Here is a 26,136-nt window from a genome sequence, read left to right as displayed (position 1 = left end):
CCCCCCCGGGGGGGGGGGTGGGGGGGGCCCCCCCCCGGCCCCCCCGCCCGGGTACCCCGCGGGGGCCCGCGGCGCCGAGGTTCTTGAGGATGGGGCTGCCGTGCACGCCCTGTCCGTTGGCCGTCAGAGCTGGTCGGGCTCGGAGCGGGAAGATGCGCAGCTCATCGAGCCCCGGGTCCGCTACGGGTTGCCCGCCGGCTACGAGATCGGTCTCTCCGCCAACCACCGGTCGCAGGGCGATGACGGCAATGGCCTGCGCCACTTGGCCCTGGAGGCGGCGACGCCGCTGCGCCGGGAGCCGGGCGCAGCGGACATCACCCTGGCCGGCTACGGCACCGTCGCCCCGGCCGACGGCGACTCGGGCATCGGCAGCGGCAGCCACAACCTTGGTCTCGGCTTGCACCTGAGCGACGACCTGGGCGCCACGCGGCTGCACAGCAGTGTGGCGGTGGAGCGGGCCGATGTGGCGGAGATCGACGGTCAGCCCGGCTACCGCGCCGTCAACCGGCTGCGCTACGGGGCCCGCGCCGAGCACCGCGTGGCCGCGTCCCTCGATCTCACCCTGGAGGCGGCCGCCGTCTACGGGGTCAGCGGCGACGAGGTGCAGAACCAATTCGGGCTCGCCCTGCGCCCCGGGGTGCGCCTCCACCTTGGTCCCACCATCGATCTTGCCCTCAGCGCCGGGCGTGATCTGCCGGACAGCGGGGTCGAGCCCACGAATACCGTGACGGCCCAGCTTACCCACCGCCCGCAGCCGGCGCCGTCGCGGCGCGAGCTGGCGGCACGGGTCGAGCACCTGGAAGCCGCCCACGCCAGCACCCGGGCCCGGGCCGCCATGGAGGCCGGCCGGGCCGACGAGCAGCGCGAGCGGATCGAGCTGCTGCGCCGCCGCGCCGGGCAGCTCGACGTCGAGGTCATCAACGCCTCCGGCGAGGTGGGAATGGGTCGGGCCATGGCGGATCGCGTACGGGAGGAAGGGCACTACGTGGTGCGCGTCCAGGACTCGGCGCACGGCCGTGATGGCCAGCAGACCACGCACATCCGCTACCGTCCCGGCCACGGTGAGCAGGCCGTCGCCCTGGGCGAGTCCCTAGAGCGGATTCAGGAGGTGACCGAAGGGGATCTGCCCCGCGGGGCCGATGTCCGCATCCTGGTGGGCCGGGATCAGCGCGAACCCCTGGGGCACGGTGCAGAGGAGGATGGATCGTGAGCCGCCGTCGCAGTCTGTATCTGGCCGGCGCCCTGGCGGTGGCCGCCGCGCCCGCCGCGGCGCTGGCGGCGGCCCCCGGCGCCGCGGTGAGCCCGGGGTTCACCCTGGGTGCCACCAGCCATCCCCACGCCTTGGGCAGTCTCGCCAACCCGGCCGGCGCCGCCGCCCGACCCGGGCAGCGGCACGTGGGGCTCGGCTCGGTGAGCGCCGGGGCGGAGCTGGGTCCGGTGGACGGTTTCATCGACCGACTGGACGATGCCCTAGCGGCGGATCTTGACGATGAGGACGAGTTCCTTGAGTTCATCGATTTCTTCGAGGCGGCCGTGGAGGACGGTTACCTCAAGCTCGGCGGCGCCGCCCAGCTCCCGCTGACGCCGGTGGTCGTTCCGCTGAGCGGGGAGCGCGGCGACGCCCTCACCGTGGAGGCCCGCGGCTCCGGGCAGGCGCGGCTGGGGCTGCTCTTCGACGACGGCGGTTTCCCGGACGCCAATTGGGATTCGGACGACGCCGAGGTGGCCTTCCAGATCCAGGATGCCACGATCCGGGAGCTACGCTTGGGGTATGCGCGCCCGCTGGTCGTCCGCGAGCAGGGGCGACTGGTGGGCGGTGCCCGGCTGAACATGATCCAGGGCGAGCTCTCCCAGGCGGTCATCCCCTTCGACGAGGTGGAGGATGACGACACCGCCGATGTCCTCGATGACGCCCTGCGCGACGACACCGAGGCCACCACGCGGCTCGGCGTCGACCTTGGCGCGCTGTGGGTGGCCGAGCGCTGGCAGGCCGGGGCGACGTTGCGCAACGTCAACGAGCCGAGCCTCGACTACCGGCGCATCGGCACGGACTGCGATGACTACGATACGGACAGCACCGCCCGGTCGCGCTGTGATGCCGCCGCGCAGTTCATCGACAGCGGTGAGCTGGAGGCCCGCCCGGACTACACCCTGGAGCGGCAGCTCGGTCTCGAGGGCGCCGTCTACACCCCGGACCGGAGCTGGGTGGTGGCCGGCTCGCTGGACGCCAACGGCGTGGAGGACGCCTTTGGCGACGACCACCAGTGGGCCACGGTGAGTGTTTCGGCCGCCCCGCCCCAGGGCTGGCTGCCCGGTGTGCGCTTCGGCTACCGCAAGAATCTCACCGGCTCCGAGCTCGAGTACATCACCACCGGCCTGACGCTGTTCTCGGTCATCGACCTGGACCTGGCCTACGCCCGGGATTCGGTGGAGCACGACGACGAGTCCTACCCGCGCTCACTGATGTTCAGCGTTGGTGCCGGGGTGACCTTCTGAGCCGGTGTTGCGGCGGGGGGTTCCTTGACACGCAGCGCTTCCGGGGCCAGATTGTGCAGTGCGACACGGCGCCCGCGGGCGCCGCGAGCGGCCCGTTGGCAACGTCGAGGAAGCCCCACCATGGTCCACCCCCTGATGCCCGAGTTCGAGGAAGGTGAGCGCGAAGCGCTGACCGTTGATCGCCTGTTCCACGCCGGCCTGGGCCGGATGACCCTCGGGCTGTCGCCGGCGGCGTTGTCGCTGGCCACCTTCGACTGGGCCGTGCATCTGGCCAGCCACCCGGGCAAGCAGTTCGCGCTCATGGACGAGGCGATGCGCAACACCCTGCGCTACAACGCCTACGTCTTTAGTCGCCTGACCGGCACCTGCCCGGAGCCCTGCACCAAGCCGTGGTCCGGGGACGACCGTTTCAGCGCCGAGCAGTGGCACCGTTTCCCCTACGACGTCCTCGAGCAGGGCTTCCTGCTGACCCAGCAGTGGTGGCACAGCGCCACGACGGGCATTCGTGGGGTGAGCCAGCACCACGAGGACGTGGTCAACTTCATGGGCCGGCAGGTGCTCGACTTCTACTCGCCGTCCAACTTCCTGCCCACCAACCCCGAGGTCCTCGACGAGACCCTCAGCCAGGGCGGTGCCAACCTGGTACAGGGCTTCGCCAACCTGCTCGAGGACAGCGAGCGCACGATCAGCGGCCGCGCGCCGGTGGGCGCCGAGCAGTGGAAGGTGGGCGAGAACCTGGCGGTGACACCGGGCAAGGTGGTTTACCGCAACCGGATCATGGAGCTGATCCAGTACGAACCCACCACCAAGACCGTCTACCCGGAGCCGATCCTCATCTGCCCGGCGTGGATCATGAAGTACTACATCCTCGATCTGCGTCCGGGCAAGTCGCTCATCGAGTACCTGGTGGGCAAGGGCCACACGGTCTTCGTCATCTCCTGGAAGAATCCGGGGCGCGAAGATCGCGACCTGGGCATGGACACCTACCGCCGGGACGGTGTCATGGACGCCCTGGATGCGGTCTCGACCATCGTGCCGGAGCGCCAGATCCACGCCGTCGGCTACTGTCTGGGGGGCACGCTGCTGATGCTGGCCGCGGCCACCATGGCCCGCGACGGTGACGACCGCCTAGCCACGATGACCCTGCTCGCCGCCCAGGCCGACTTCACCGAGCCGGGCGAGCTGGACCTATTCATCGACGAGAGCCAGGTCACCTTCCTCGAGGACATGATGTGGGAGGAGGGCTATCTAGACGGCGCCAAGATGGCCGGTGCGTTCCAGCTGCTGCGCTCCAAGGACCTGATCTACTCGCGGCTGATCCACGACTACCTCATGGGCCAGCGCAGCCCGGTCATCGACCTGATGGCCTGGAACGCCGATACCACCCGGCTGCCGTACCGCATGCACAGCGAGTACTTGCGGGATCTGTTCCTGAACAACGACTTCGTCGAGGATCGCTACGACGTCGGTGGTCAGCCGATCCACATCGGCGATATCCAGGTGCCGACCTTTGCCGTAGGCACCGAAAAGGACCACATCGCGCCCTGGCGCTCGGTCTACAAGATCAACCGCTTCCTGCCGCGCGCCGATGTCACCTTTGCCCTCACCCAGGGCGGGCACAACGCCGGCATCGTCACGCCGCCGGGGCATCCCCGCCGCATCTACCGCAGCTTGGCGCGGCGGGTCGGTGATCCCTACGTGCCTTCCCATGTCTTTCTCGAGAAGGCGACGGAGCAGCAGGGCTCGTGGTGGCCGGAGTGGGAGCAGTGGCTGCGCGAGCGTTCGGGCAACCGTGTGGCGCCGCCCGGCGTGGGGCAGAGCGAGGGCTCGTACCAGCCGCTGACCGACGCCCCCGGCACCTACGTGCTGCAGCAGTGAGCCGGGGTGTCTCGATGACGGTGCAGAATTTCCTCTTCGACGAGCTCCACCCCGGCCAGCAGGTGGAGACCACCAGCCGACTCAATCACCAGGATGTGCGCACCCTCGGCGAGGGCCTGTGGCCGGGGACGATGCTGGTCAACGCGGTTTGTACAGAGTTGCCTGGCCCCGGCACCCAGCCGGTGGCCCAGGATCTGATCTACCAGGGCAGTGTCGCCATCGGCGACGTGGTCACCATCACCCTGGAAGTGGTCGAGAAGGATGCCGAGACCGGGCAGGCGGTGATCGCCGCCCGCGCGGTCAAGGACACCGGCGACCCGGTGATCAGCGGACAGATCACCGTGCGCGTGCCCACTGAGCGCATCAACGGCGAGCCGGGCAGCCTGGCCGGGACCAGCAAGGGGCGGCGTCGGCAACTCCACCGCCTGCTGCGCATGGCCGACGACCTGACGGCGATGAGCGTCGCCGTGGTCCACCCGGTGGACGCCCTGGCTCTACAGGGCGCCATGCAGGCGGCAGAGCACGATCTGATGACGCTCACCCTGGTCGGGCCCGAGCACAAGATCCGCACCGCCGCCGACGAGGCGGGGCTGGAGCTGGGGGCAACGCCGATCATCGACGTCGAGCACTCCCACCACGCCGCCGAGACGGCGGTCGATCTGGCCCGCCGCGGCGAGGTCGAGGGGTTGATGAAGGGCTCGCTGCACACCGACGAGCTGATGGGCGCGGTCGTCAGCCGGCAGAAGGGGCTGCGCACCGAGCGGCGCATCAGCCACGTCTACGCCATGGATGTGCCCACCTATCCGCGCCCGCTGCTGATCTCCGACGCGGCCATCAACATCGCCCCCAACCTGGCCTGCAAGCGGGATATCTGCCAGAACGCCATCGAGCTGGCCCACGCCCTCGGCGTGGCCGAGCCCAAGGTGGCCATCCTCTCGGCCACCGAGTCGGTGAACCCGGAGATCCCCTCGACCCTCGACGCCGCGGCGCTGTGCAAGATGGCCGACCGGGGGCAGATCACCGGCGGTCTGCTCGACGGCCCGCTGGCCTTCGACAACGCCATCTCCGAGAGCGCGGCGCGGACCAAGCGCATCCACTCGCGGGTGGCCGGCAACCCGGATATCCTTATCGCGCCCGATCTCGAGTCCGGCAACATGATGGCCAAGCAGCTCTACTACCTGGCTGATGCCGAGGCGGCGGGGATCGTTCTCGGCGCCCGGGTGCCCATCGTGCTCACCTCCCGGGCCGATGACGTCATCGCCCGGCTGGCCTCCTGCGCCATTGCGCTGCTGGTGGCTGACCGCCAGCGCCGCGGTCTGGCTCACCTCTAGCCGGAGGCGGCCCGATGCCCGACGACGCCATCCTCGTCCTCAACGCCGGCTCTTCCAGCGTCAAGTACGCGGTCTACCGGCACGGGGATGAAGACGCCCTGACCCTGCACCTGCGTGGCCAGGTGGAGGGGATCGGGGCCGCGGCACGGCTGCACGTGGATGATCTGCAGGGGGCGGTCGCCACCCGCGAGCTGCGGGCCGGTGCCGACCACGATGCGGCGCTGTCGGCCGTGCTCGACGCGGTTCGCGCCCATCTGGGCGAGCTGAATCTGGTGGCCGCCGGGCACCGCATCGTCCACGGTGGCCAGGCGCACAGCGCGCCGGTGGTCATCGACGCGGCGGTGCTCGAGGCCCTGCACCAGCTCGAGCCCCTGGCGCCGCTGCACCAGCCGCACAACCTGGCCGCTGTCGAAGCGGTGCGCCGGGTGGCGCCAGAACTGCCCCAGGTGGCCTGCTTCGATACCGCCTTCCACCGCACCCAGCCGGCGGTCGCCCAGCGCTTCGCCCTGCCGCGTGCCTACGAGCAGCGTGGCGTGGTCCGCTACGGCTTCCACGGCCTCTCCTACGAGTACATCGCCGCCCGCCTGCCGGAATACGATCCGGCCGCCGCGGCAGGGCGCACCGTGGTCGCCCACCTGGGCGCCGGCGCCAGCCTCTGCGCCCTGGCCGGCGGGCGCAGCGTGGCCACGACGATGGGCTTTACCGCCTTGGACGGTCTGCCCATGGGGCAGCGCTGCGGCAACATCGACCCCGGGGTGATCCTGCACCTGCTCCAGCAGGAGGGGATGACGGCGGCGGAGGTCGAGCGCCTGCTCTACCGCGAGTCCGGGCTGCTGGGCGTCTCCGGGCTCTCCGCCGACATGCGCGTGCTCCTCGACAGCGACGACCCGGCCGCCGAAGAGGCGGTGGATCTCTTCTGCCACCGTACGCTGCGCGAGATCGGTGGCCTGGCTGCGGTCCTCGGCGGGCTGGACGCTGTGGTCTTCACCGCCGGGATCGGCGAGCACGCCACGCCGGTGCGCCGGCGCATCCTCGAGGGGCTGGCCTGGCTCGGCCTGGAGCTCGACGGCGCCGCCAACGAGGCCGGTGGACCCCGGCTGACCGCGGCGGGCAGCGCCCTTCGCGCCTGGGTTATCCCCACCGACGAGGAGCGGGTCATCGCCGCCCACACCGCCCGCCTGGCCGCCTGAGGCGGCGCTCGCCGCCGCCGGGTCGGGGGATGTACAATGGCCCGACGCGAAGAAAGGCAGGGCCGATGAGCGATCGCTACCCGGAGACGCTCCACCGCAGCACCGTTGCCCGCTCGCGGCTGTTTCGCATCGAGTCGGTGGGGCTGCGCTTTCGTAACGGCGTCGAGGTGGAGTACGAGCGACTGGGGGGCAGCGCAGCCGGGGCGGTGCTGGTGGTCCCGGTGAACACCCGTGGCGAGGTGCTGCTCATCCGCGAGTACGCCGCCGGCACCGAGTGCTACGAGCTGGGGCTGCCCAAAGGCCGCGTGGAGCCCGAGGAGGACCCGCTGCGCGCTGCCAACCGCGAGCTCATGGAGGAGGTCGGCTACGGCGCCGAGCGGCTCACCGTGCTGCGCAGCGTCACCCTGGCGCCCGCCTACTTCAGTCACCGCACGCAGCTCATCCTCGCCGAGGGGCTCTACGAGCATCCCCTGCCCGGTGATGAGCCGGAGCCGATCGAGGTGGTGCCCTGGCCGCTGGAAGAGCTGGAACGGCTCCTCGGGCAGGCCGATCTGACCGAGGCGCGCTCGATTACCGCGCTGTTCCTGGCGCGGGATCACCTGGCGGCGCGCACGGCGTAATGCGCGCCCGAACGACACGGAAGGGATGATGGCAGAGCAACAGTGGCAGCGCTGGCTGGCGCCGGTGCAGGAGATCGCCGAGCAGGCCGGTGAGCGCATCATGGCGGTGTACCGCACCGCCGACTTCGAGGTGGAGGCCAAGGCGGACGACAGCCCGTTGACCCGGGCCGACCAGGCGGCCCACGACGCCATCCGGGCCGGGTTGGGCGGCCTGACCCCCGATCTGCCGCAGCTTTCGGAGGAGGGCGAGGACATCGAGCCGGCCGAGCGCGCGGCGTGGGGGCAGTACTGGCTGATCGACCCGCTGGACGGCACCCGGGAGTTCATCAAGCGCAACGGTGAGTTCACCGTGAACATCGCGCTGGTCGACGGCGGTCGCCCGGTGCTCGGCGTGGTGCACGCCCCGGATCTGGGGGTGACGTGGGCGGCTGCGGCAGGCGCCGGTGCCTGGCGCGAGGCCGGCGGAGAGCGGCGCGGCATCCGCACCCGGGCGGCCGAGCCGCCGCTGACCGCCGTGGTCAGCCGCTCCCACCGCGAGGCGGCGGTGTCCGATATCCTCGCCCGGCTGGGCGATTACCGCGAACTCTCGGTGGGAAGCTCGCTGAAGATCTGCCGCATTGCCGAGGGCGAGGCCGACCTGTACCCGCGCTTCGGGCCCACCTGCGAGTGGGACACCGGTGCGGCGCAGTGCGTGCTGGAGGCCGCCGGCGGTCGCCTGATGGACGTCGGCGGGGACCCGCTGCGTTACAACACCGGGGCGTCGCTGCTCAATCCCGATTTCATCGCCGTGGGCGACCCGGCCTACGACTGGGCGCGCATTACCGACGGCCTGCCCTGGGAGGCGCGACGCTAGGCCGCCAGCGGGGTACTTGTGATTGTGGAGTCTCACCCGCATCATTAGAGGATCATAGCCTGTCCCGTAGCGGAGGTAACCGGAATTGGCCGAGTCCATGGCCCCCTTGGAAGAGGTGGAAGCGCAGCTGACCCGTATCAGCCACTGCGTCGCCGAGGCGGTGGCGGCGGTCTGCAGCGACCCGGGCGCCTCGCCGGTGCTGCGGGCGGTGTTCGAGGAGCTGCTGCGCAAGAGTGAGGCGACACTCAACTGCGTCGAGTGTCAGCGCTTGTGCTGTTTCCGCGCCCGGGTGATCGAACTCGAGCAGGCGGCGGATTCGGCACGCGCCGCAGCCATCGCCGACGAAGGCGCCGGCGAGCAGACCCAGGAGCGGATCCTCGCCGCCCACGACGCCCTGCGCGACCTCAAACAGGTGGCAGAGCGTGGTCTGCGCTGCTGCGAAGCGCTCGGCGCCTGCCAGCGCAGTTGACACGCTGGCCGAGGGCCGCTATTTTCCGTCCTACTACAACCGCGCGTCGCGCACCGGCTCTTTTGGCAGCGCAGCGCCCAATCCCGCATTCGGCCCCCTTGTCGGGATCCTCGGTTCCAATCAGCGAGCGGTTTCCAATTTTCCGAGCCTCGCGCAGCGGCTCCGCCCATATCGACGCAATCGAACCTGGAGGTCTTCTACCGTGAGCGACGCAATCGTGCACGCCACCGACCAGAATTTCGAGCAGGAAGTGCTTCAAGCCAGCGTGCCGGTGCTGGTGGATTACTGGGCCGAGTGGTGTGGCCCGTGCAAAATGATCGGCCCCATTCTCGAAGAGATCGCTGCCGATTACGGCGACCGCCTCAAGGTGGTCAAGCTGAACATCGACGAGAACCCGGAAACGCCGCCGAAGTACGGCATCCGCGGGATCCCCACGCTGATGCTGTTCAAGGGCGGGAACGTCGAGGCCACCAAGGTCGGCGCCCTGTCCAAGTCCCAGCTGACCGCGTTCATCGACAGCAACCTGTAGCGAAACCGCCGCGGCGCCGCCCCCGGATGCAGTCCCGCGCTACCGCGCCCCTGCGGACCTCCGGCGGGACGGCGCCCCCGTGACCCTCCCCACGCCGAAGCGAACCATGAATCTCACCGAGCTCAAGAGAAAGCCAGCCACCGAACTCCTGGAGATCGCCCAGTCCATGGGCATTGAGGGCACTGCCCGCTCCCGGAAGCAGGACATCATCTTTGCCATCCTCAAGGCCCACGCCAAGAACGGCGACTCCATCTACGGCGACGGCGTCCTCGAGATCCTCCAGGACGGCTTCGGCTTCCTGCGCTCCGCCGATGCCTCGTACATGGCCGGGCCCGACGATATCTACGTCTCGCCCAGCCAGATCCGGCGTTTTGCGCTGCGTACCGGGGACACCATCACCGGCAAGATCCGCCCGCCCAAGGATGGCGAGCGCTACTTCGCGCTGCTCAAGGTTGACCAGATCAACTTCGAGCCGCCGGAGGCGGCCAAGAACAAGGTCCTCTTCGAGAACCTGACGCCGCTCTTTACCCGCGACCGCATGCGCATGGAGCGGGGCAACGGCTCCACCGAGGACCTCACCGCCCGCGTCATCGATCTGGTCGCCCCCATCGGCAAGGGCCAGCGTGGCCTGATCGTCTCGCCGCCGAAGGCCGGCAAGACGATGATGCTCCAGAATGTCGCCCAGAGCATCACCTACAACTACCCCGAGTGCTACCTCATCGTCCTGCTCATCGACGAGCGGCCCGAGGAGGTCACCGAGTTCGCCCGCTCGGTGCTCAGCGCCGAGACCGTCTCCTCCACCTTCGACGAGCCGGCCTCGCGCCACGTCCAGGTCGCCGAGATGGTCATCGAGAAGGCCAAGCGCCTGGTCGAGCATAAGAAGGACGTGGTCATCCTGCTCGACTCCGTCACCCGCCTGGCGCGCGCCTATAATACGGTAGTGCCGTCCTCCGGCAAGGTGCTCACCGGCGGTGTCGACGCCAACGCCCTGCACCGGCCCAAGCGCTTCTTCGGCGCGGCGCGCAATGTCGAGGAGGGCGGCAGCCTGACCATCCTCGCCACCGCGCTGGTGGAGACCGGCTCGCGCATGGACGAGGTGATCTACGAGGAGTTCAAGGGCACCGGCAACATGGAGCTGCACATGGACCGGAAGATCGCCGAGAAGCGCATCTACCCGGCCATCCACCTCAACCGCTCCGGGACCCGCCGCGAGGAACTGCTGATGACGCCGGAGGAGCTGCAGAAGACCTGGATCCTGCGCAAGCTCCTGAACAACATGGACGAAGTCGCCGCCATCGAGTTCCTCCTCGACAAGCTCAAGGACACCAAGACCAACACCGAGTTCTTCGAGGCCATGAAGCGCACATGACCCTGCCGCGCCGCCGCGTCCGTGCCCCGCTGATCGCCGCCGTGGTGATGGCGGTGGCCGGCCCGGCGTCGGCGCACGGCTACCAGGGTGAGCGCGGATACGACGTGGATCTGCGCATCAGCGGTGCCCACGCCCAGACCGACCTCGACTACGGCAATCGCACCGTCGAGCACCGCACCAGCGGCGTCGGCTTCCAGCTCTTCGAGGTTGGCAACCCGCAGATCCAGCCCGGCCTGTTCGGCGGCTGGATGCGCTCCCGGGTGGACGACCCCGGCAGCCAGGTGGCCGATTCCACCCGCCTCAGCGGCTACTACATCGGCGCCGGCGTGCGCTCGCACCTGTTCCACCGCGAGCCGGTGAGCCTGCTCGGCGAGGTCCGCTACACCTGGCACGACGTCGACGGCAGCAGCAACGGCCGCGAGGTCGAGCGCGAGTGGACCGAGCTGCAGGCGCGGCTCGGGCCGGTGGTGCGCGTCGGCCCGGTGCGCTGGAGCGTGGGCGGCTACCTCAGTGCCATCGATGGCGATCAGTACGTGAATGGTGTACGCGACGGCTTCGAGCAGGAGCGGCTCACCGGCGCCTACACCCAGCTCGATCTGATGGTCGATCGCACCGGCTACGTCGGCCTGCACGCGGACACCGGCGGCAGCGCCGGCGTGCACATGGTCTTCGGCCGCATCTTCTAGCCTGGATACCCGGCGCGCAGCAGGGGTGATTGGGCTATAGTAGGGACTGGTGGAGACCATCCACGAAGCGGCTTTCACCCCGGAGGATCCATGCCCCTGAACCGTTTCCCCGCCCTGCTGGCGGCCAGCGCCTTGGCCGCGACCCTGATCGGTTGCGGCACCACCCCCGACGAGCCGCCCGAGACCGAGCCCGAGGCCGAGGAGCGCCTGGGGCTGCCCGGCTGGTACGTGCAGCGCGAGACGCCGGAGGAGTCCATGGTGGTCTACGGCTTCGGCGTCTCCCAGGCCGAGCCGGACTATCCGGATCAGATGCGCCGCCAGGCGCGCACCAACGCCGCCGCCGAGATCGCCGAGCAGCTGACCCAGACCATCCAGGCGCTCAACAGCGAATACTTCGACCGTCAGGACCTGGGCCGTGACGAGGAGGGCGCGCGCACCCGGCAGCAGCTGCAGCAGAGCACCGAGCAGTGGATCGACCAGACCCTGGTCGGCGTGCAGGTCAAACGCACCGACGTCACCGAGGACGGCCGCTGGGTGGTGATGTCGCAGTACGATCTGGAGCAGGACTTCGACGCCTACTTCCGCGCCATCGGCGCCGAGGACGACGATGGGCTGCGTTCGGATCTGCGCGGCGCCGCCGAGAACCACCTGGACCGGCTGCGCGAGCGGGTCAACCAGTAGGGGGCACCATGCGCCGTGGCCGGACGTTGTTGATCCCGCTGCTCGGCGCGCTGCTGCTCGGCGGCTGTGCCGAGCGGGTTGAGCGCAGCGCCAGCGAGCGGGCCGCCGAGCGCGCCCTGGAGGAGGCCGAGACCCGCGAGGAGCGGGAGCAGGCCGAGCAGGATCTGGAACGGGCCCGGGACGAGCATCGCGACCGCATGCAGCAGCGGTGACGGGGGCTCCCGTGCCGGGCCGCCTGCCACGTTTCGCCGCCGTCCTGCTGCTGGTTGGCGGGATGGTGCTCGGCGGCGGGTGTGCCTGGCTCGGCGATCGCCACCCCGATGCTGCGGAGTTGCGCGAGCAGGGGCGGGCGGCGGCGGAGCCGGGTTACACCTACGGGCACGGCACCGGCGAGACCCCCGAGGAGGCACGCCAGTCGGCCCTCTACGAGATCGCCGGTGAGGTGGTCACCGCCGTGCGCGGCGAGCAGCGCGAGGTCTTCCGCAGCCTGCAACGCCGGGGTGAGGTCGCCGGGGACGAGGTGGAGCGGGACACCGAGCTGGAACTTACCGCCACCGTGGCCTCGGTGAGCCACGTCGCCCTGGAGGGTGCAAGCGTAGTGGCCGAGCAGCGGGTGGCCGAAGGGTGGTACGTCCGGGTTCGCCTGCCCGATGGGCGCATGGATCGGCTGCGCGCCCAGGCCCGGCGCAACGCCCCGGCCATGGCGCAGTTCGAGCTCACCGAGGCGGTGCCCGAGGACCGCCCCGGGCAGCGCTTCGCCCGCGCGGCGCGGGGCCACCAGACGGTGGTGCGCACCGGCGTGGGCGATGAGCGACTCTACAGCCCCCGCCTGGGCGAGACCACCTTCGCCGCCTACTTCGAGGAGACCGCCCGGGAGGCCGCCGCGCAACTGCAGGTGATCCCGGTGGTGACCGACGGCGAGGTCCGCTTCGTGGCCGTGGACCGCCACTCCCTGCGCCCACAGCCCAACCTCAAGCTGCGCATCGGCGGCATGACCCTGCTCACCGACGACAACGGCCGGACAGCGGCGCGCAGTCTGCGCGGTCTCGGTGGCGAGATCCGCGTCCAGGTCCTCGGTGCCCCGGATCAGCCCGCCGGACTGCCCGCCCAATTCTGTTGCCTGGTGGCGTTGCAGCCGGAGGCGTGGGCGGACGCCGAGCAAGCCACCCTCTACCTGCACACCCAGCCCGCCGGGGCGGTGGTGCGCATCGACGGGCGCGACTACGTCACCCCGGCGCGGGTGCCGGTGCGTCCAGGGCAGCGCTACCGCATCCGGGTGCTGGACACCGCCGAGTACCGCGGCGAGACGGCCACGGTGGAAGTCGGAGAGCGGAGTCCGGCGGCCTACTTCTCGGCCCGCCTGACCGAGCGCCAGTACGGCCACCTGGACCTGCGTGCCGCCGGCCGGCACAGCGTCATCCGCCTGGACAGCCACGACCACCAGGAGCCCGGTGCCATCCGCCGCCCCGCCGAGGCGGGGGCGTACACGGTGCGCGTCACCCGGAATGACCCCGACTACCAGGACGTCGTCGATGAGCTGGTGCTGCGCCCGGACCAGCGCATCGAGCGCCGTTACAAGGAGCCGCGCTACCGCCACCCCTACCACTACGGCTGGCGCTGGGGCGTGAGCGTGGGCAGCCTTGGCGGCGAGCCCTACGACAGCTACCGCCTGCCGGGCAGCGACGGCGGGGTCGATTACAGCGACCGCCCGGACGGCTTCGATGGGCTTACCCGGGTGGAGCGCGACGGCGAACTCAACGTCCACTTCGGCGTTCAGGGGCAGTACTTCGCCGATCGCCTGCCGGTTACCGCCAGCGGCAGTCTCGGTCTGCGCAGTGTGAGCTACCGGGTCGAGGACGTTGCCGGTCAGCGTGCTGATGTCGATCTGGACACCGTGCAGCTGACCATCGGCGCCGGGTTGTGGCGGCCCCTGGGCGAGACGGGCGTGGGCTGGCTCACCGCCAACCAGGCGTGGGAACGCAGTCGCTGGGACGACGACGAGAGCGCGGTCCCCATGCCCGGCGGGCGCAGCTCCAATCGCTACCCCTTCCTCGAGCTGGGCGGGCAGTGGGGACCGTGGCTGGTCAGCGCGCGCATCGCCGCCGGCGGCGAGGGCCTGCGCCCGCTGCTGCTCGTCGGTCTGGGCGGCACGGCCATGGAGCGCGGCTACCGCCTGCCCGCCGAGGTCGAGGCGCGCCCCGGCACCCACTTCGATTAGCAGCCCGATCTCGAGACAAAAAAAGGGCGCCCGAGGGCGCCCTGGAGTCAGACAAGGCCCCGGTTGCACCCGGGGCTTCTTGTTGTGCGGGTGAGGACCGCTTTAGAAGTGGTGATGGACACCGAAGGAGGTTACCGTACCGTCCTCGCCAAGCCCCACATCGGTAGTCGTCGCACTAGTGGCGTAGGAGTGCGGCGCCACATTAGCTTGGTCGTCGTTGTCGAACCAAACCAGGTTGGCGTAGAGCTTGGTCTGCTCGGCCAGCTGGAAGTCGTACCCGACGGCCATCATCAGGGTGTCGGAATCACTTGCATCGGCCAGGTGCTGGGCCAGCTGCGCCTTGACGGTGCCGCGGTTGGTTACATCCATGTCGCCGCCAAGCCACACCGCGTTGTTGTCTTGGTCGTCGGCATCGTTGCTTGCGGCCAACCCGCCGCCGCCAATCCGCATGCCACCAAAGTCGTACTCAGCGCTTCCGACGAGGGCACTCATATCGTCGTCTGCGGTGTAGTGCCACTGGAAGAAGGTGGCCTGCACGGACAGCGGCCCCTCGTTGTAGGTGCCGATAGCCATGAAGTTGTGTTCCTGGTCACCGGCATCGTTGATGTGCGATGGGTGGACGGTGAGGCTTGCACCGAAGGCGCCCAGATCCGGCGTGGTGTATTGCACCGCATCTTGGGTGTCGTTTACTGCATTATCTGGGTTGGCTTCATCGGTCTCGTATTCGGTAAAACCTGCGCGGCCAGGGTTGGCCGGGAAGCCATCTCCTGCCACAGGGTTCACAGCCGCGGAAATCACGTTGCCCGGATCACCCGCCTGCAACGGGAAGAAGTTACCCGGACCGTAGACCACGTTGTTCAGCCACGGCAGGCGACCGTAGCGGAGTTCGCCCAGCTGCTCGTCTCGGAGGCCGACAAAGGTGTCACGGAGGCCACGATCCGCATCGAGGATATCCTCTTGCAGGCTTTGGAAGTCGTGCCAATGGATCGCCTGCTCGAGTTGATAAAACGCCTCGACGCCGGTATCGAGCCCTTTCTCGCCCCGGATGCCGATCCGCGAACTGTGGTCGTGGAGGGTCAGGCTGCCGCTGTCGCCGTCCACGTTGTCGTAGCCCTCGTTGTCCAGCGAGGTGTGAACCTGGCCGTAGAGGTCGAACCAGCCCATGCCGTCGTCGTGGCTGTCGGCAAGGACGGCCACCGGGGCGGCCATGGCGGTGGCCGTCGCCAGGGTGATGAGTTGCTTCTTCATAGGGGGTGCTCCTCGTCTTCTTCTGAGCTTCTGCTTTTGTCGTTCTGTCAGCCGGGGCCGCCGTTTCCGCGAGCCGGTCCCTCACCAATCGTTGTCGGCCGGTGCCGGCGATGCTTGAGTGCCCCCGCGTCACGGGCTCCGTTGAGCCTTCTCAAGCGGCTCAGCGGATACGCCACCTTTTACACGATGGCCGAGGATCGGCGCAATACGTCCGGTGGGGAGTGGCGCAACATTTTCAATAAGTTTCGCAGGCCTCTTGCAGTAGTGGTTGAAGGCGTGCGCGGCTTCGCGGCACCCAAGTCCCTGACGTCACTCCGCCTCGCCCCGGGCGGCGCGGTCCGTGGCCTGGTAGAACACCCCGCGCTCCTGCACCACGGCGGTGATTTGCCCCTCTGCCTCCAGGGTGGCCAGGCGTGCGGTCACCTCGTCGGTGGGGAGGCCGAGCAGGTGCGCCAGGTCGTCGGCGGTGCAGGGGCGGCGGGCCAGGGTCGCGAGTACGGTGTTGGAGCCGCCATCGCTGCGGTAGCCCGCCTCGTTGCCGGGGTCCGGGGCGGCGCCGACTACGTGGACGTTCCCCAGCCCCCATTCGGCGGCGATTCGCTCCAACTGCTCGCGCGGGGCGGGCTGTAGGTCGGTCTCGGTGCCGGGGCGGTCAAGGGTATTGAGCTGGATGCGGTCGGCGCGGATGCGCACCAGGGCCTCGCGCAGGGCGGCCAGGTCCTCGGGGTGGTCGTTGTGGCCGGGGAGGATCACCACCTCCAGCCAGATGGCCCCGCTGAAGCGGTCGCGGAAGGCCACCAGGCCGTCGAGCAGTGGCTGCAGGCGCACCCGCGGCGAGGGGCGGTCCATGCGCCGGAAGGTTCGCTCGGTGGCGGCATCCAGCGACGGCATGACGACATCGGCGGCGGCCAGCTCGGCGCGCACCTGCGGGTCGTCGATCAGGCTGGCGTTGGTGATCACCGCCGTGCGCGCCTGCGGCGCGCGCTCGCGGATGAAGGCCAGCACCTCGCCCAGGTGGCTGTTGAGGGTGGGTTCACCGGCGCCGGAGAAGGTGAAGAAATCCGGCGGGCGGTGGTGGGCCAGGTAGTGCTCGAGCTCGGCGGTCACCGCCGCCAGCGGCACGTAGGCGTCGCGGGCGACGGTCAGCCGGGTGGTGCGGCCGCACTCGCAGTAGACGCAGTTGAAGCTGCACACCTTGTGCGGGACCAGATCCACGCCCAAGGACATGCCCAGACGGCGGGAGGGGACGGGGCCGAACAGGTACTGGTACACGGCGCCTCCGGGTGTTAGCCGTCGCGGCGGGTCAGGGTGCGGAAGGTCAGGCGGTAGCCGTCTTCCTCGGCCTCGTCCCGGGCGGTCTCCCGCCAGTCGTCGCCCAGCGCCGGGAAGGTGGTGTCGCCGGGCGGGGCGTCATCCACCTCGGTCAGCTCCACCCGGTGGGCGCGGGGCAGGAAGAGCCGGTAGACCGCGCCGCCGCCGAGGATCATCACCTGCTCGCCGCCGGCCGCCGCCTGGGCGCGGGCCAGGGCGGTCTCGGCGTCGGCGGCCACCTCCACGCCTTCGGCGACGAAGGCCGGGTCGCGGCTGAGGATGATGTTGGTCCGCTGCGGCAGCGGGCGGCCGATGGCGGCGAAGGTGCGCCGGCCCATGATCACCGGGTGGCCGCGGGTGATCGCCTTGAAGTGCTGCAGGTCACAGCGGAAGTGCCACGGCTGGTCGCCGTCGGCGCCGATGACGCCGTTGCGGCCGACGATGGCGACAAGGACGATTTCCATGAATCCGTTCCCCGGTGGAAGAGGGTTAATGGTCGTGCAGGCCGAGTGCTCGCCCGAACACGTGCAGGTCGTTGCGGAAGGCGGTTAGTGCGTCGAGTGCGTCGCCTCCGGCCCGGCGCGTTTTCCGCCAGTCGAGTTCAGCGCCGTAGCCCTGGCGGGAGCGATGTCTGAAACCGCGTAGATCGTGGAGCCGCTCGGCGGTCTCCGATGAGAGCAATGGCGGCCGTTGGCTGTCGGCGCCTTCGTGGGCAAGGCGGTCAATCAGGCGCCGGTGCCAGTCGCGGCCGGCGGGCGCTTCTCCATCGCAGTGCTCGGCAACGATGTTCAGGACTCGTTCCATCCCGGTGTAGAGGGACTCAACGGCATCGGAGAGCGCCTTCTTATCCCGCCATTCAACATAAGAGTCCGACGGCGGGTCTTCGGGCATTTCCTGGAGCAAGCGTTGCGTGAACCCTTCCTCGCGCTCGAGACGTTCAAGTTCAATCTCGATATCACGCCAGATTGCTTCGGTCACGGGCGGCCTCAAGGAATCGTCGGCGGAGTTCGGGATGACTGACCTCATCGAGATAGACGACATCAAACGGGATGCCGGCCATCGTCTCCTCGATGACGCGCTCCAGCCGATACCGCAGCTCCTCGTCGGGCAATCGGATGATCAGGAAGTCGACATCCGAGCGCTCGTGGAATGTGCCCCGTGCCAGCGATCCCGTCACGCGGGCTTCCACTCCAAGCTTCTGAAGGCGTCCCAATGCCTCATGAGCAAGAGGGAGTACGCGATCCCGCGCAGCCTGCGCTCGCTGAGTGCGCAGTCGCCGGTAGTTGGAAGTGTGCTGCGGCTTCGCGGGTGTCTCGGCCATGCTGGCATCCTGAGGTCGCCGTGGGTCGCGCTTAAAACTGCGTCATATCACGCCTCATGATGGCATATCGGAGTTATTGGCTGCAGATTCACACCGCCACCGGGGCGGTCAGCTTGGGGTGGGGGTCGTAGCCCGTCAGCTGCAGGTGCTCGAAGCGCACCGCAAAGAGGTCGGTGACCGCCGGGTCGATGTGCAGGGTGGGCAGTGGCCGCGGCTCGCGGCCGAGCTGCTCGCGAGCCTGTTCCAGGTGGTTGAGGTAGAGGTGGCAGTCGCCGCCGGTCCAGATGAACTCGCCCACGTCCAGGCCCACGTGGCGGGCCACCAGGTGGGTGAGCAGGCTGTACGAGGCGATGTTGAACGGCACGCCCAGGAACAGGTCGGCGCTGCGCTGATAGAGCTGGCAGGAGAGCCGCCCGTCGGCCACATAGAACTGGAAGAGCAGGTGGCAGGGCGGCAGGTTCATGCGCTCAAGCTCGCCCACGTTCCAGGCGCTGACCAGGTGCCGGCGGGAGTCGGGGCGCTCGCGCAGCTGCTCGAGCACCTGGCGGAGCTGATCGATCTCGCCGCCGTCCGCCGCGCGCCAGCTGCGCCACTGGGCACCGTAGACCGGTCCCAGCTCGCCGTCCGGGTCGGCCCACGGCGACCAGATCCGCACCCCGCGCTCCTCCAGCTCGCGGGCGTTGGTGCTGCCGCGGATGAACCACAGCAGCTCTTCGGCCACGCCGCGCCAGAAGACCCGTTTGGTGGTCACCAGGGGGAAGCCGGCCTGCAGGTCGAAGCGCATCTGGTGGCCGAAGATCGACAGCGTGCCGGTGCCGGTCCGGTCGGCCTTGCGGTGGCCGTGCTCCATGACGTGGCGGACGAGATCGAGATAGGCGCGCATCAGCCCGAAGCACTCCTCAGGTTTGGCGGATCACGGAATGTCCCGGACCAGGACCTTCGAGCCCCGGGTCCGGTCGTAGAGCGCCCGCCGCGTGGCCGGTAGGGCCTCCGGGGCGGCGGGCTCGAAGCCGCGTTCGCGGAACCAGTGCTCGGCCCGGGTGGTGAGCACGAACAGCCGGTGCAGCCCGTGGCCGCGGGCCTGCTGCTCCAGGCGGCGGACCAGGGCGTCGGCGCGCCCGGCGCCGCGGTAGTCCGGGTCCACGGCCAGGCAGGCGATCTCGCCGGCATCCTCGGCCGGCCACGGCAGCAGGGCGCCCGTGGCGACTACGGCGCCGTCGCGCTCGGCCACGGTGAAGGCGCTGATCTGCTCTTCGAGCAGCTCCTGGGGGCGGTAGACCAGCGCGCCGCTCTCCTCCAGCGGGCGGATGAGGCCGAGGATGCCGGGGATGTCGTCGAGCCCGGCGGTGCGCAGGGACTCGAAGGGCTCCGGGGCGATCAGCGTGCCCACGCCGTCCCGGGTGAAGAGCTCCAGCAGTAGAGCACCGTCCTGGGTGCGGTCGAGCAGGTGGACCCGGCCGACGCCGCCCAGGCAGGCCTGGTGCGCGCTGTGCAGCAGGCGCCGGGCGTCGTCGGCGAGCCCGCCGGCGTCCAGGCGGGCCCGCGCCTCGCGCGGGGTCAGTTCGCGCACCGGGGCGCCGTCGGCATCGCGCAGCGGCGCGTGGCGGGTCAGGTGGATGAGTTTGTCCGCCGCCAGCGCCTCGCCCACGGCCCGGGCCACGGACTCGGCCGAGAGGTTGAACGCCTCGCCGGTGGGCGAGTAGCCCAGGGGCGAGACGAGGGCGACGTCGCCGTCGTCCAGGCGTCGGCGCAGCGCCTCGGCGTCCACCCGGCGTACCTCGCCGGTGTAGAGGTGATCGATGCCGTCGCGCACCCCCACCGGGCGGGCGGTAATGACGTTGCCCGAGGCTACGCGTAGGCGCAGGCCGGCCATCGGTGAGGTGGCCACGCCGGTGGAAAGGCGCGCCTCGAGCCGGGTGCGCACCTCGCCGATGGCATCGCGCACGCACTCCAGGGCGTCGCCGTCGGTGATGCGCAGGCCGGTGCTGCCCTGGGCGTAGCGCGGTTCCAGGCCGCGGCGGCGCAGGCGCTGCTCCACCTGGGGGCGGGCGCCGGGGACCAGCACCAGGCGCACGCCCAGGCTGGCCAGCACCGCCAGGTCGTGGACCAGGCCGTCGATGCGCGGGCCCTCGACGGCGGCGCCGGGGAAGGCGACGACGAAGGTTCGCCCGCGGTGGGCGTTGATGTACGGCGCCGCGTGGCGGAACCACTCCACGAACTGCTGCGGATCGAGGTCGGCGAGACGCATGGGGGCTCCGCGGCCTACAGGCAGAAGCGGTGGATGAAGCGGCGCAGCAGCGCCACGGTGGGCGCCAGACGCTCGATGGCGATGGACTCGTCGGGCTGGTGGGCCTGCTCGATCTCGCCGGGGCCGAGGACCACCACGTCCATGCCCAGCCGGGCCAGGTAGGGCGCCTCGGTGGCGAAGGCCACGGCACCGGCCGGGTGGCCGGTGACCGACTCGGCGAAGCGCACCACCTCGGCGTCCGCTGGCGTGGCCATGGGCGGATGGGCCGGGAACAGGGGGCGGCGGGTTAGGTGTACGGCGTCGTCGCCGAGGGCCTCGGCCAGGCGCCGGTCGAGTTCCTGCTGCAGTGCCGCCGGATCCATGCCGGGCAGGGGGCGCAGGTCGATGTGCAGCTCCGCCTCGCCGCAGATGCGGTTGGGGTTGTCGCCGCCGCGGATGTGCCCGAGGTTGAGGGTCGGGTGGGCCACGGCGAAGCGCTCGTCCCGGTGGGTGGCGGCCAGTTCCTCGCGCCAGGCGATCAGGGCGTTGAGCACCCGGGTCATGGCGTCCAGGGCGTTGCGCCCCAGGCGCGGGTCGCTGGAGTGCCCGGCCCGCCCCTCGATGTGGAGCGCCTCCATCATCATGCCCTTGTGCACGTGCACCGGGTGGTTGCGGGTCGGCTCGCCGACCACTGCATGGCGTGGGCCCAGGCCCTCCGGGTGGGCGTCGAGCAGGGCGCGCACGCCGTCCATGCCGCTCTCCTCGTCCGCCGTGAACAGCAGGGTCAGCGGTGCCTGTAGCTGCGCCGGGTTCACCTCGCGGGCCGCCTCGACGGCCAGGGCCAGGAACGCCTTCATGTCGGTCACGCCCAGCCCGTAGAGGCGGCCGTCCACCTCGCGCAGGCGCCACGGGTCGCCGGACCAGCGCTGCGGATCGCAGGGGACGGTGTCGGTGTGCCCGCACAGGGCCAGTCCGCCCCGCTCCGGTGCCCGCGCTGGGGCCAGGGTGGCGGTGAGGTTGGTCTTCTCCGGACGGCCGGGCAGGGCCTCGATGCGGCAGTCGAAGCCCAGATCCTCGAGCCAGCCGGCCAGCCGCTCGGTGATGCCACGGTTGCCCTGGTCGTGCTCCGCCTCGACGCTGCTCACCGACGGCTCGGCGACCAGCTCGGCGATCATCTCGTGCAGGGCCGGCAGCGGGGCGGTCACGGCGTTACAGCCCGCCGCCCCAGCTGTCCCGGCGGCGCGGGCGCAGGTGCGGCAGGATCAGTCCGAGGATCAGCCCGCCCACCAGCACGCCGGCGCCGGCCAGGAACCACTCCTGGCGGCTGCGCTCGGCGAGGGCGGAGTTCTGCTCCTCCAGCTGCTCGTTGCGCTCGAGCAGCCGCTCCACCCGCTCCTGGAGCTGTTCGTTGGCCTCGACCAGCTCGTAGCCGTCGCTGGCGGCCTCCAGGTCGGCCTCCAGCTCCTCGATGCGCGCCTCGGCCTCGGCCAGCTCCTCGCTCAGGGCGTCCTTCTCTTCCGCCTGCCCGGTCAGTTCGTCCTCCAGCTCTGCGATCCGCTCCAGGGCGGCGTCGCGCTCTTCCTCAACCCGGCCGATGCGCACCCGGGCCGGCGCCTCGGCCATCAGGAAGCGCTCCTGCACCCAGCCCTCGTCGCCGCGGTTGTCGCGGACGTAGATCCAGTCCTCCAGGGCCGCCTCGCCGAAGCGCTCCTCGGCATCCTCGGGGGGGTCGAGGACCTCCAGGGGGGCGCCAGTGCTCAGGAAGCGCTCGATGGCGTACTGCGAGCCGGCACCGGTGCGGAAGGAGATGCTGATCTCGTCGCCGACATAGGCGGTCTGCGCCGTGACGGAGGTCGCCGGCAGGGCGGTGACCAGCGCGGCGGAGAGGATGACGACGGGGGCGGACTTGATGCGCACGGATGTCGCTCCAGCTTGGCCAATACGATGGCGTCAGTTTAACAAGAAGCAATCGCCGGATGGTGATGGGCATCGGCGCCGCTCCGGACCGGGTGCGATTGCGTGCCGCGCGACAGCACCGCAGAATACCGGGCTTCCTTTCAGGAGGCCCCATGGAGCAGCGACCCGTACTGCGCCTGAAATCCGGCGAGGAGCGGCGGCTGCGCGCCGGTCATCTGTGGATCTTCAGCAACGAGGTAGACACCCACCGTACCCCCGTGCGCGGCTTCGCCCCCGGCGAGCAGGTGGTGGTGGAGGATGCCCGCGGCAAGGCCCTCGGCTGCGCCTACGTCAATCCCAACTCGCTGATCTGCGCCCGGCTGGTCAGCCGCGACGCCAAGGTGTCGCTGGATCGTTCCACCCTGGTCCACCGCCTGCAGGTGGCCCTGTCCATGCGCCAGCGCCTCTTCGCCGAGCCGTGGTATCGGCTGGTCCACGGCGAGGCCGACGGCCTGCCCGGGCTGGTCGTCGATCGCTTCGGCGACTGTTGCGTGGTTCAGCCCAACACCGCGGGCATCGAGCGGCTCCAGGCCGAGGTCCTGGATGCCCTGGCGAAGGTGGTCGGCCCGACGCATGTGCTCTGGCGGGCGGATAACAACGTGCGCGAGCGCGAGGGGCTCGACCGGCGGGTGGAGTGGCTCGGCGCGCCCGGTCCGGAGGAGCTGGAGGTCCGCGAGGCGGGCCTGCGTTTCCAGGTGCCGGCGGTGAGCGGGCAGAAGACCGGCTGGTTCTACGATCAGCGGGGCAATCGCCAGCGCCTGGCGGCCTATGCCGAAGACGCCCGGGTGCTGGACGCCTATGCCTACGCCGGCGGCTTCGCCATCGCCGCCGCTGTGGCCGGGGCGCGCGAGGCGGTGGCCGTGGAGCGCTCCGCCGAGGCCTGTGATCGGATCGCCACCAACGCCGAGCGCAACGGCGTCGCCGACCGGGTGACGGTGGTCGAGGGCGAGGTGAACGACTACCTGGCGGTGGCCCGGCAGGAGGGGGAGCGCTACGACGTGGCGGTGGTGGACCCACCGGCGTTCATCAAGCGCCGCCGCGACCGCAAGGCCGGCGAGCGCGGCTACCGCAGCGTCAACGAGGCCGCGCTGCGTCTGCTCGGCCGCGACGGCGTACTGCTCAGTTGCTCCTGCTCGGCCCACCTGCCCGAGGAGCGGCTGTCGGGGATCCTGCTGGCCGCCGGGCGGCATCTGGATCGCTCGGTGCGCATCCTCGAGCGCGGCGGGCTCCCCGCCGACCACCCGATCCATCCGGCCATCCCCGAAACCGACTACCTCAAGGCGCTGTTCCTGCGCGCCGTGATCGCCACCAGCTTGCCCTGACCCCGGGTACGCTGCACCCTGTGAATCGTGCCCACGGAACCCTGATCAAGCATGCCCATCCCGCTCCCTCCCCGTGAAACCATCCGTGACGACGTCGCCCGCGCCCTGGCCGAGGACGTCGGCGGCGGTGATCTCACCGCCGCCCTGGTGCCGGCCAGCCGGCAGGCCGAAGGCCACGTCGTCGCCCGCGAGGCGGCGGTGCTATGCGGCAGCGCCTGGTTCGATGAGGTCTTCCGGCAGCTCGACCGGGCCGTGGGGGTGCGCTGGCTTCACGGCGACGGCGATTGGCTGGAGCCGGGCACCGAGGTCTGCCGGATCCAGGGGCCGAGCCGGGCGGTGCTCACCGGCGAGCGCACGGCGCTGAACTTCCTGCAGTTCCTCTCCGGGACCGCCACCACGGCGCGGCGCTACGCCGATGCCCTGGCCGGCACCGGGGCGCGGGTGCTCGATACCCGCAAGACGGTGCCCGGGTTGCGAGCCGCTCAGAAGTACGCCGTGCGCGCCGGCGGGGCCGACAATCACCGCTTCGGGCTGTTCGACGCCTACCTGATCAAGGAGAACCACATCGCCGCCTGCGGCGGGCTCACCCCGGCCGTTGAGGTGGCGCGCCTGCGCGCCGCGGGGACGCCGATCACCGTAGAGATCGAGGACCTGGCGCAGCTCGACGAGGCCATCGCCGCCGGCGCCGACGTGGTGATGCTCGATAATTTCGATGCCGACGGCATCCGTCAGGCGGTGGAGCAGGCCGCCGGGCGGGTGGCCCTGGAGGTCTCCGGCGGGGTGGATCTGGACGCCGTGCGCGGTCTGGCCGCCACCGGCGTGGACCGTATCTCCGTCGGTGCCCTGACCAAGCACGTCCACGCCCTGGATCTTTCGCTGCGTCTCGACGCGGCCGGCTGAGCGGGCGCCCGCGGCGTCACCGGGGTGCCCCGGCGTGCGGTTTTCTGTCCGTTGAGCGTATTCCGGCCCGTTGCTAACCTGCGATTAACGGCGGTGCGCAGGAGGCGCGCCCGTGTTCCCGGGGACGTCCTTGATAAGGAGATCCCATGTCGTCGATCCCGGCCTTGAATCCCTCCTGTCTGACCCGATCCCCGGCGGGCCGCCATGCGGCTATCCGAGCGCACTGCGGCCGCGCGCCTCTGCACCCCTATTCCGCGCTGGCGCCCGCCCGGGCTGCGCCCGATCCGGCAGGCGGCGGCGCCTTCCGGCAACAACACCTTTGAGCAAGGAGGTCTACATGCGCAAAGCTTCCCCACGCATTATCGGCGGCTGTGCCCTGGTCGCCGCCGGCGCCCTGGCAGCGAGCCCGGCGGTGGCCGAGCACGGCTTCTTCTTCAACTACAGCCATACGCCGGTCTACACCGCGCTCGACTCGGACGTGGAGGACAGCGATCTCTCCGCCAACGCCTTCGAGTTCGGCACCAGTGTGACCGACGAGCTGCGCGCCGGCGTCTACCACGAGCGCCTGGATGGTGAGGGCGGTAACACCGCCAACATCCAGGGCATCAGTGCCGAATACGGCATGCTCGAGACCGGCGATTTCATGGGCAGTGTCGGCTTCATGGTCGGCAATGGCCGCTCCGACAACGGCAACAGCCTGGTGGCGGACATCTACGGCCGCGCGGCGCTGCTGGCCAACGACCACGCCAACCTGAACGCCAAGCTGGCGTATCGCACCGTGCCGGACAGCGATTTTGCTCAGGATTTCGACGGTGTACCAGCGGGCGACGCCAGTGACATGCACGGCTTCACGCTGAGTGTCGGCTTCGGCGTCCACTTCTAAGACGATCGCCCAAACGCCGCCCCCGAACCGCGGGGCGCGGGTGCGAATGCAGCAGCACAGGCAACAGGGGAGGTTGACCATGCACAAGCATGCCAGGCACACCATCGCCGGCGTGGCCCTGCTCTCGGCCACGGCCTTCGCCGCCTCGGCCAGCGCCGAGACGTTCTTCTTCAAGTACGGCCACACGCCGGTCTACACCGCCTTCGACTCCGACGTCGAGGACAGTGATATCTCCGCCAACACCTTCGACTTCGGCGTCCATCTCAACGAAGACTTCCGCATGGGCGTCTACTACGAGCGGCTGGATGGCGAAGGGGCCGCCAATGAGGATATTCGTGGTCTGACCGCCGAGTACGATCTGGTTGGTGGTGTGGGCTTCGCCACCAGCGTCGGCATGATGTTCGGCCAGGCAGCGGCCGACGCCACGGCTACCGACATCTACGGCCGCTTCGCGCTCGACACCGGCGACACCTCGGAAATGTTCGCCAAGGTCGCCTACCGGGGGACCAATGCCGGCGGCTGGGATGATTTCGGCGACGACGCCGGCGACGACCCGGACGACCTGGACGGCCTCTACTTGAATGTTGGCTTCGGCTTCGGCTTCTGAGGTCGCCCGTGGGTGCTCCACTTCCTTCGCGCTGATTCGGG

At 70.1% G+C, this 26,136-nt stretch carries 27 protein-coding genes; 18 read left to right on the top strand and 9 right to left on the bottom strand.

Features of this window, described 5'->3' with window-relative positions; genetic code table 11:
- Positions 1-100: 100 nt before the first annotated feature.
- From LRF89_RS08795 to LRF89_RS08730, 14 genes are all read left to right on the top strand, one after another.
- Positions 101-1,210, top strand: coding sequence for a LytR C-terminal domain-containing protein (locus tag LRF89_RS08795; protein WP_238636928.1), 1,110 nt, complete (start codon positions 101-103; stop codon positions 1,208-1,210).
- A complete protein-coding gene (gene traF / locus LRF89_RS08790; protein WP_238636927.1) occupies positions 1,207-2,496 on the top strand; it encodes a conjugal transfer protein TraF in 1,290 nt (429 codons plus the stop codon). Before LRF89_RS08795 ends, traF begins: the two co-directional genes overlap by 4 nt.
- Before the next feature lie 120 nt (positions 2,497-2,616).
- Positions 2,617-4,374 carry a PHA/PHB synthase family protein gene (locus LRF89_RS08785; protein WP_201241675.1) on the top strand — a complete coding sequence of 586 codons (1,758 nt, stop codon included), beginning with the start codon at positions 2,617-2,619 and terminating at the stop codon, positions 4,372-4,374.
- Positions 4,375-4,388: 14 nt separating this feature from the next.
- Entirely contained in the window at positions 4,389-5,705 is a 1,317-nt protein-coding gene (locus LRF89_RS08780; RefSeq protein ID WP_238636926.1) for a bifunctional enoyl-CoA hydratase/phosphate acetyltransferase, read from the top strand.
- 14 nt (positions 5,706-5,719) lie between these two features.
- On the top strand, positions 5,720-6,895 hold the full coding sequence (locus tag LRF89_RS08775; RefSeq protein WP_201172332.1) for an acetate/propionate family kinase: 1,176 nt from the start codon (positions 5,720-5,722) through the stop codon (positions 6,893-6,895).
- A gap of 65 nt (positions 6,896-6,960) precedes the next feature.
- Positions 6,961-7,515 (top strand): ADP compounds hydrolase NudE, encoded by a 555-nt coding sequence (gene nudE, locus LRF89_RS08770; protein WP_201172330.1) that lies wholly within the window; start codon positions 6,961-6,963, stop codon positions 7,513-7,515.
- A 28-nt stretch (positions 7,516-7,543) separates the two neighbouring features.
- Positions 7,544-8,368, top strand: coding sequence for a 3'(2'),5'-bisphosphate nucleotidase CysQ (gene cysQ, locus LRF89_RS08765; RefSeq protein ID WP_201172328.1), 825 nt, complete (start codon positions 7,544-7,546; stop codon positions 8,366-8,368).
- 85 nt (positions 8,369-8,453) lie between these two features.
- Complete coding sequence (locus LRF89_RS08760; protein ID WP_201241672.1) at positions 8,454-8,837, top strand: hypothetical protein; 384 nt, start codon at positions 8,454-8,456, stop codon at positions 8,835-8,837.
- A 202-nt stretch (positions 8,838-9,039) separates the two neighbouring features.
- Positions 9,040-9,366 carry a thioredoxin TrxA gene (gene trxA, locus LRF89_RS08755; protein ID WP_011814842.1) on the top strand — a complete coding sequence of 109 codons (327 nt, stop codon included), beginning with the start codon at positions 9,040-9,042 and terminating at the stop codon, positions 9,364-9,366.
- Between the two features lie 106 nt (positions 9,367-9,472).
- A complete protein-coding gene (rho, locus tag LRF89_RS08750; RefSeq protein WP_201172324.1) occupies positions 9,473-10,735 on the top strand; it encodes a transcription termination factor Rho in 1,263 nt (420 codons plus the stop codon).
- Positions 10,732-11,421, top strand: a complete 690-nt coding sequence (locus LRF89_RS08745; protein ID WP_238636925.1) for a hypothetical protein — start codon at positions 10,732-10,734, stop codon at positions 11,419-11,421. The genes rho and LRF89_RS08745 overlap by 4 nt, the downstream gene beginning before the upstream one ends.
- Positions 11,422-11,511: 90 nt before the next feature.
- On the top strand, positions 11,512-12,102 hold the full coding sequence (locus LRF89_RS08740) for an LPP20 family lipoprotein (protein ID WP_201172310.1): 591 nt from the start codon (positions 11,512-11,514) through the stop codon (positions 12,100-12,102).
- A gap of 8 nt (positions 12,103-12,110) precedes the next feature.
- Positions 12,111-12,314, top strand: a complete 204-nt coding sequence (locus tag LRF89_RS08735; protein ID WP_201172308.1) for a hypothetical protein — start codon at positions 12,111-12,113, stop codon at positions 12,312-12,314.
- Positions 12,311-14,320 (top strand): hypothetical protein, encoded by a 2,010-nt coding sequence (locus tag LRF89_RS08730; protein ID WP_238636924.1) that lies wholly within the window; start codon positions 12,311-12,313, stop codon positions 14,318-14,320. Before LRF89_RS08735 ends, LRF89_RS08730 begins: the two co-directional genes overlap by 4 nt.
- Before the next feature lie 102 nt (positions 14,321-14,422).
- Here the strand turns inward: LRF89_RS08730 and LRF89_RS08725 are convergent, their stop codons facing one another.
- The 9 genes from LRF89_RS08725 to LRF89_RS08685 form a co-directional block, all read right to left on the bottom strand.
- Positions 14,423-15,568: a porin gene (locus tag LRF89_RS08725; RefSeq protein ID WP_238636923.1), complete on the bottom strand. Its 1,146-nt coding sequence runs from the start codon at positions 15,566-15,568 to the stop codon at positions 14,423-14,425.
- A gap of 309 nt (positions 15,569-15,877) precedes the next feature.
- Positions 15,878-16,840 (bottom strand): radical SAM protein, encoded by a 963-nt coding sequence (locus LRF89_RS08720; protein ID WP_238636922.1) that lies wholly within the window; start codon positions 16,838-16,840, stop codon positions 15,878-15,880.
- A gap of 14 nt (positions 16,841-16,854) precedes the next feature.
- On the bottom strand, positions 16,855-17,343 hold the full coding sequence (locus LRF89_RS08715) for a dihydrofolate reductase (protein ID WP_238636921.1): 489 nt from the start codon (positions 17,341-17,343) through the stop codon (positions 16,855-16,857).
- Positions 17,344-17,368: 25 nt separating this feature from the next.
- Positions 17,369-17,857, bottom strand: a complete 489-nt coding sequence (locus tag LRF89_RS08710; RefSeq protein ID WP_201172287.1) for a hypothetical protein — start codon at positions 17,855-17,857, stop codon at positions 17,369-17,371.
- Positions 17,835-18,200: a nucleotidyltransferase domain-containing protein gene (locus tag LRF89_RS13530; protein WP_201241444.1), complete on the bottom strand. Its 366-nt coding sequence runs from the start codon at positions 18,198-18,200 to the stop codon at positions 17,835-17,837. The genes LRF89_RS08710 and LRF89_RS13530 overlap by 23 nt, the downstream gene beginning before the upstream one ends.
- Positions 18,201-18,288: 88 nt before the next feature.
- Positions 18,289-19,083, bottom strand: a complete 795-nt coding sequence (locus tag LRF89_RS08700) for a thymidylate synthase (RefSeq protein WP_201241443.1) — start codon at positions 19,081-19,083, stop codon at positions 18,289-18,291.
- Between the two features lie 30 nt (positions 19,084-19,113).
- Positions 19,114-20,448, bottom strand: a complete 1,335-nt coding sequence (gene argA, locus LRF89_RS08695; RefSeq protein ID WP_238635654.1) for an amino-acid N-acetyltransferase — start codon at positions 20,446-20,448, stop codon at positions 19,114-19,116.
- Positions 20,449-20,462: 14 nt separating this feature from the next.
- Complete coding sequence (argE, locus tag LRF89_RS08690) at positions 20,463-21,632, bottom strand: acetylornithine deacetylase (RefSeq protein ID WP_238636919.1); 1,170 nt, start codon at positions 21,630-21,632, stop codon at positions 20,463-20,465.
- Between the two features lie 4 nt (positions 21,633-21,636).
- Positions 21,637-22,344: a TIGR04211 family SH3 domain-containing protein gene (locus tag LRF89_RS08685; RefSeq protein ID WP_238636918.1), complete on the bottom strand. Its 708-nt coding sequence runs from the start codon at positions 22,342-22,344 to the stop codon at positions 21,637-21,639.
- Positions 22,345-22,496: 152 nt separating this feature from the next.
- On the opposite strand from LRF89_RS08685, the gene LRF89_RS08680 reads away from it, so the two are divergent.
- The 4 genes from LRF89_RS08680 (at position 22,497) to LRF89_RS08665 (ending at position 26,095) form a co-directional block, all read left to right on the top strand.
- Positions 22,497-23,705 (top strand): class I SAM-dependent rRNA methyltransferase, encoded by a 1,209-nt coding sequence (locus LRF89_RS08680; RefSeq protein ID WP_238636917.1) that lies wholly within the window; start codon positions 22,497-22,499, stop codon positions 23,703-23,705.
- Positions 23,706-23,756: 51 nt separating this feature from the next.
- On the top strand, positions 23,757-24,605 hold the full coding sequence (gene nadC, locus LRF89_RS08675) for a carboxylating nicotinate-nucleotide diphosphorylase (RefSeq protein WP_238636916.1): 849 nt from the start codon (positions 23,757-23,759) through the stop codon (positions 24,603-24,605).
- A 337-nt stretch (positions 24,606-24,942) separates the two neighbouring features.
- A complete protein-coding gene (locus LRF89_RS08670; protein WP_238636915.1) occupies positions 24,943-25,488 on the top strand; it encodes a hypothetical protein in 546 nt (181 codons plus the stop codon).
- Between the two features lie 79 nt (positions 25,489-25,567).
- Positions 25,568-26,095, top strand: a complete 528-nt coding sequence (locus LRF89_RS08665) for a hypothetical protein (protein ID WP_238636914.1) — start codon at positions 25,568-25,570, stop codon at positions 26,093-26,095.
- Positions 26,096-26,136 lie beyond the last annotated feature (41 nt).

The organism is Halorhodospira sp. 9621 (assembly GCF_022228055.1).
Lineage (GTDB): Bacteria > Pseudomonadota > Gammaproteobacteria > Nitrococcales > Halorhodospiraceae > Halorhodospira > Halorhodospira halophila_A.
Note: the sequence above shows the minus strand (reverse complement) of the source record. Positions and strands in the feature narration are given on the sequence as shown.

What these genes read in the sequence shown, in the direction of transcription:
- LRF89_RS08665 (WP_238636914.1), top strand. Translation starts at nt 25,568, where the DNA reads ATGCACAAGCATGCCAGGCACACCATCGCCGGCGTGGCCCTGCTCTCG.
- LRF89_RS08745 (WP_238636925.1), top strand. Translation starts at nt 10,732, where the DNA reads ATGACCCTGCCGCGCCGCCGCGTCCGTGCCCCGCTGATCGCCGCCGTG.
- LRF89_RS13530 (WP_201241444.1), bottom strand. Translation starts at nt 18,200, where the DNA reads ATGGCCGAGACACCCGCGAAGCCGCAGCACACTTCCAACTACCGGCGA.
- LRF89_RS08780 (WP_238636926.1), top strand. Translation starts at nt 4,389, where the DNA reads ATGACGGTGCAGAATTTCCTCTTCGACGAGCTCCACCCCGGCCAGCAG.
- LRF89_RS08670 (WP_238636915.1), top strand. Translation starts at nt 24,943, where the DNA reads ATGCGCAAAGCTTCCCCACGCATTATCGGCGGCTGTGCCCTGGTCGCC.
- LRF89_RS08740 (WP_201172310.1), top strand. Translation starts at nt 11,512, where the DNA reads ATGCCCCTGAACCGTTTCCCCGCCCTGCTGGCGGCCAGCGCCTTGGCC.
- LRF89_RS08735 (WP_201172308.1), top strand. Translation starts at nt 12,111, where the DNA reads ATGCGCCGTGGCCGGACGTTGTTGATCCCGCTGCTCGGCGCGCTGCTG.
- LRF89_RS08680 (WP_238636917.1), top strand. Translation starts at nt 22,497, where the DNA reads ATGGAGCAGCGACCCGTACTGCGCCTGAAATCCGGCGAGGAGCGGCGG.
- LRF89_RS08775 (WP_201172332.1), top strand. Translation starts at nt 5,720, where the DNA reads ATGCCCGACGACGCCATCCTCGTCCTCAACGCCGGCTCTTCCAGCGTC.
- argA (WP_238635654.1), bottom strand. Translation starts at nt 20,448, where the DNA reads ATGCGTCTCGCCGACCTCGATCCGCAGCAGTTCGTGGAGTGGTTCCGC.
- nadC (WP_238636916.1), top strand. Translation starts at nt 23,757, where the DNA reads ATGCCCATCCCGCTCCCTCCCCGTGAAACCATCCGTGACGACGTCGCC.
- LRF89_RS08700 (WP_201241443.1), bottom strand. Translation starts at nt 19,083, where the DNA reads ATGCGCGCCTATCTCGATCTCGTCCGCCACGTCATGGAGCACGGCCAC.
- nudE (WP_201172330.1), top strand. Translation starts at nt 6,961, where the DNA reads ATGAGCGATCGCTACCCGGAGACGCTCCACCGCAGCACCGTTGCCCGC.
- cysQ (WP_201172328.1), top strand. Translation starts at nt 7,544, where the DNA reads ATGGCAGAGCAACAGTGGCAGCGCTGGCTGGCGCCGGTGCAGGAGATC.
- LRF89_RS08715 (WP_238636921.1), bottom strand. Translation starts at nt 17,343, where the DNA reads ATGGAAATCGTCCTTGTCGCCATCGTCGGCCGCAACGGCGTCATCGGC.
- LRF89_RS08785 (WP_201241675.1), top strand. Translation starts at nt 2,617, where the DNA reads ATGGTCCACCCCCTGATGCCCGAGTTCGAGGAAGGTGAGCGCGAAGCG.
- LRF89_RS08725 (WP_238636923.1), bottom strand. Translation starts at nt 15,568, where the DNA reads ATGAAGAAGCAACTCATCACCCTGGCGACGGCCACCGCCATGGCCGCC.
- rho (WP_201172324.1), top strand. Translation starts at nt 9,473, where the DNA reads ATGAATCTCACCGAGCTCAAGAGAAAGCCAGCCACCGAACTCCTGGAG.